This window comes from Christensenella sp., from assembly GCF_034927525.1.
GTDB lineage: Bacteria > Bacillota > Clostridia > Christensenellales > Christensenellaceae > Christensenella.
In genome coordinates, this window is the sequence record NZ_JAYFPU010000300.1 from 1 (window position 1) to 4,870 (window position 4,870).

Here is a 4,870-nt window from a genome sequence, read left to right on the forward strand (position 1 = left end):
GTACGCCCCTTCATCAGCTTCTCAAACGCGCGTTGTATCTGCATTTCCGTACGCGTGTCAATGCTTCTTGTCGCCTCGTCCAGTATCAGCATCGGCGGCTTTGTAAGCATCACGCGCGCAATACACAACAGCTGCTTTTGCCCCTGCGAAATATTGCCGCCGTCCTCGCCAATGATGGTGTCATATCCGTCCTTTAGCCGCATAATAAAGCCATGCGCATGCGCCGCCTTGGCCGCGGCAATGATCTCATCCTCTGTCGCTCCCTCTTTCCCATATGCGATATTATCACGCACACTTCCCGAAAAAAGCCATGTTTCCTGCAATACCATGCCATACATACTGCGCATACTGTTGCGCGTGATCGTACGGATGTCCACGCCGTCGATACTGATCTCTCCCTTATCCACGTCATAAAAACGCATCAGCAAATTGATGAGCGTCGTTTTTCCGCTGCCTGTCGGCCCGACGATCGCCACGCGCTCGCCTGATTTCGTGACAAGATTCAGTCCCTCGATCAGCTTCCTCTGCGGCGTGTAAGAAAACGAAACATTCTTCAGCTCCACTCTGCCGTCGCTTTTTGTCATCACAACTGCGTCGCTGCCGTCCGGCGTCTGCCCCGGCTCGTCCAATATCTCAAAAACACGACGGGCAGAAGCAAACGCGTTTTGCAGCTCCGTCACCACGCCGGAAATTTCGTTGAATGGTTTTGTGTACTGGTTCGCATAGATCAAAAAGCTGGTCAGCTGCCCGATGGAAATACCGCCCATGATCGCAGTCAATGCGCCCGCAACACCCACCGCCGCATAGACGATCGCATTCACGAAGCGCGTACACGGGTTGGTCATAGACGAATAAAACTGCGACCGCACGCCGAAATAATAAAGCCGTCCGTTGATCTCCTCAAATTTCTTTTGTGCCTTTTCCTCATACCCGAATGCCTTAACGACCTTCTGGTTGCCGATCATTTCCTCCACATACCCGCCGATCTCGCCGCGCACCTCCGCCTGCTTGCGGAACATATTATAAGAGCGCTTGGCAATGAATGCCGCCACAAAAAACGAAAGCGGCGTGACCAGAATGACCACCAACGCGATCGATACGTTGATAGACAACATAAAGAGCAGCGTCCCGATGATGGTGACAACCCCTGTAAAAAGCTGCGAAAACCCTTGCAGCAGCCCATCGGATATCTGGTCGATATCGTTTACCACCCGGCTGATCAGGTCGCCGTGCGGACGTCCGTCGATCGTCCTCAAAGGGACCTCTGTCAATTTATTGAACACATCCACTCGCAGGTCGCGCACCGTGCGATACGTCACCTGGTTGGTACACAACGTCATCAGCCACTGGAAAAACACCGCAAGACCGATCGACACCCCGAGCGTCGCCAGAATAGGGACGATCGCCGCAAAGCCGACGTTGCCCGTCCCGACGATCAGGTCGACCGCCTGTCCAATGAGCACCGGTGCCCACAGCGTCATCGCAACATTCACGACCGCGCTTATAAGCGCAAACACAAGAAAACCGGCATACGGCTTCAAATAACCGAGCAAACGTACGATCACATGCTTGTTCATCCGACCACCTCGCTTCGCTCGAGCTGAGACAAACAAATCTCGCGGTACACATCGTTTGTTTCAAACAGCTCATCGTGCGTACCGATGCCCGCGACCTCGCCCTCGTCAAATACAATGATCTTATCCGCATTTTTGACGGTCGTCGCGCGCTGCGATACCATGATCACCGTGATGCCCTTCCCAAATTGCCGGATCGCCTTGCGCAAGGCTGCGTCCGTTGCAAAATCCAGCGCCGAAGCGCTGTCGTCAAGGATCAGTATCTGCGGATCGCCCACCAGCGCCCGCGCAATGGTCAGCCTCTGCTTTTGTCCGCCCGAAAGATTTTGCCCGCCCTGCAAAATCTGTGTGTCAAGCTGCTGCGGCAGCTTCTTAACAAACTCCCAGGCCTGCGCTACCTTGAGCGCTTCGATGATTTGCCCATCCGTTGCGCTTTCATCCCGCCAGCGCATATTGTCACGTATGCTGCCCGCGAACAATACGGCACGCTGCGGCACAATGCCCACGTCTTTGCGCAGCTGCGAAAATGTATAGTCGCGGACATTTGTCCCGTCCACAAATACCTTGCCGCGTGTCGCGTCATAAAAGCGCGGGATCAAATTGACAAACGTAGACTTTCCGCTGCCCGTGCCGCCGATCACGCCGATCGTCTGTCCCGTGTAAATGCGCACGGAAACGTCCCTAAGCGCACTCTCGCCGCCATTGTCTCCATATTGAAAGGATACGCGCTCAAACTCGATCTTCGGCGCATCCGCATGCTCTTTCCTTATATTTTCTTCATTGCCTGCGTCGCTCAAAACGCTGTGCGTATCCAGCACCTCATTGACGCGCGCCGCCGAGGCCGCAGCCCGCGTAAAGATGATGACCAGGTTCGCCACCACGATAAGCGCCAACAATATCTGCGTCATATAGTTGACAAGTGCCACGATCTCGCCCTGCTCCAGATGTCCGGTATTGACTGCGCCACCGCCAAACCAGATGATCGCCACGATGCCCAGATTCACGATCAGATAGGTAAGCGGATTGAGCAGCGCGGATATTTTTCCCATGCGGATCGCCGCGTCTTTTTGCTCGTTGCTGGTATCTTCAAAACGTTTCCGTTCCTTTTTCTGTTTGGAAAATGCGCGGATCACCCGCGCGCCCGAAAGGTTCTCCCGCGTCACCAACGAGATCCTGTCAAGCAGCTTCTGGATGGTATTATAAAAAGGTACGCTGCGGCTCATGACGAGATAAAGCACGACCGCGATACCCGCCGCCGCCGCAATAAAAATAAGCGACATCTGCAGATCGATGATCATCGCCATCACTGTCGCGCCAATCACCAAAAACGGCGCACGGATCACCAGCCGTATCAGCATCGCCACCGCGACCTGTAATTGGTTCACATCGTTGGTGATACGTGTAACAAGCGACGGTGTGCCCAGCTTGTCGATCTCCGCATATGACAAACTATTGATATGCGCAAACAGCTTGTTGCGCAGGTCTGTACCAAACCCCTGCGAGGCTTTGGCGGCAAAAAACTGGCAAATAAGTGCACACGTGAGCCCCACCGCAGCAAGAACAATCATCAGAGCCCCCATGCGCCACACATAATCGCTGTCCTCTCCCTTGATGCCGATATCGATGATGTTTGCCATGATCAGCGGAACGATCAGTTCAAGGATCGCTTCTATGAGCTTGAACACCGGCCCCCATATCACTTCTTTTTTGTAGTTTTTCAAATATTTCACAAGCTTTTGCATACCAGTATTATAACACATACCATGCCCGCCTACACACGGGATACATTTTACCATATGAAATATAAAAAACTGCTGCGGGAAAGCGATGAGTCGCAAGAATTATATTGATATTTTTTTAACAAACTGTTTATATATATAATGTAAACTATTTTATTTGAAAGGATATATATATTATGGCAAGATTTACGTTACCACGCGACCTGTACTTTGGTCCCAACGCAATGGAGGAGCTTTCCTGCCTCAAAGGCTACAAAAAAGCGATCATCGTCACAGGCGGCACGTCCATGCAGAAATTCGGCTTTTTGGATAAGCTCGAGAATATCCTGCACGAAGCAGGACTTGAGACAAAGCTCTTCGAGGGCGTAGAGCCCGATCCGTCTGTCGAGACCGTATACCGTGGCGCACAGGCAATGCGCGACTTCGAGCCGGATGTGATCGTATCCATCGGCGGCGGCTCCCCCATCGACGCGGCAAAGGCAATGTGGGTATTCTACGAATATCCGGAAAAAACGTTTGACGATATCAAGGATCCCTTCACGATGCCGAAATTGCGCCAGAAAGCGATCTTCGTAGCCATCCCTTCCACTTCGGGTACAGCAACAGAAGTCACCGCTTTTTCGGTCATCACAGACTATAACACACTGATCAAATATCCGCTGGCAGACTTCGAGATCACGCCCGACATCGCGATCCTTGACAACAGCATCCCGCTCACCATGCCCAAGTCCTTGACGGCTGACACCGGTATGGACGCGCTGACACACGCCATTGAGGCATATGTCGCCGCGCTACACAGCCCCTTTTCCGATGCGCTGTCCTTAAAGGCCATCCAGATGATCTATGAAAACATTATGGCTTCCATAGACGGCAACGAGGAAGCAAGAGGCAATATGCACGTCGCACAGTGCATGGCGGGCATGGCGTTCTCCAATGCGCTGCTCGGTATCTGCCATTCGCTCGCGCACAAGACGGGTGCGCAGTTCGATATCCCGCACGGCCGCTGCAACGCGATCCTGCTTCCGTTCGTCATCGAATACAACGCCAAGGCTGTCCCCGAACGTCTGGCGGACATTGCAAGAGCGCTTGGTCTGCAGGGCGCAACGTCCCAGCAGCTCATCAATTCGCTGGTAGAAGCGATCAAAGAAATGAATGCCAAGCTCGGTATCGAGCAGTCCTATCAAGCGAACGGCGTTTCTGAGGAAGATTATTTAAAGGTTGCGCAGTTCATCGCCGAGCACGCAACTGCAGACCCCTGCACGGGCAGCAACCCGCGTCAGACAGATGTCGCCGCCATGCGCAAAGTGCTCGACTGCGCTTTTTATGGCAAGGATGTGGAGTTCTAAAGAATTACAAAATCATCGATCCTCTTTCAAAAGCAGCCGGAAGCAATTCCGGCTGCTTTTTATATTGACAATCAAAAGTGCAAGCAGTATGATTTGTATAACAAGTATGAATAGTATAACTTGTATGAATGTTTGGAACAGGAGGCTATCGAAATGGCAGATAAACAAAGCGGCTTTCCGGAAGGAAAGTTTATGGGCACTGTAAAGGTGG

At 52.4% G+C, this 4,870-nt stretch carries 3 protein-coding genes; 1 reads left to right on the forward strand and 2 read right to left on the reverse strand.

Features of this window, described 5'->3' with window-relative positions:
• The coding region (locus VB081_RS12020; RefSeq protein ID WP_323401040.1) for an ABC transporter ATP-binding protein at positions 1–1,577 on the reverse strand (1,577 nt) is incomplete at its 3' end.
• On the reverse strand, positions 1,574–3,316 hold the full coding sequence (locus VB081_RS12025) for an ABC transporter ATP-binding protein (RefSeq protein ID WP_323401042.1): 1,743 nt from the start codon (positions 3,314–3,316) through the stop codon (positions 1,574–1,576). The genes VB081_RS12020 and VB081_RS12025, both read right to left, overlap by 4 nt.
• A 173-nt stretch (positions 3,317–3,489) precedes the next feature.
• Between VB081_RS12025 and VB081_RS12030 the strand changes: the two genes are divergently transcribed.
• Entirely contained in the window at positions 3,490–4,659 is a 1,170-nt protein-coding gene (locus VB081_RS12030) for an iron-containing alcohol dehydrogenase (protein ID WP_323401041.1), read from the forward strand.
• Positions 4,660–4,870: the final 211 nt, after the last annotated feature.

Bases quoted from the DNA above. Each gene is read 5' to 3' on its own strand.
- VB081_RS12030 (WP_323401041.1), top strand. From the start codon at position 3,490: ATGGCAAGATTTACGTTACCACGCGACCTGTACTTTGGTCCCAACGCA.
- VB081_RS12025 (WP_323401042.1), bottom strand. From the start codon at position 3,316: ATGCAAAAGCTTGTGAAATATTTGAAAAACTACAAAAAAGAAGTGATA.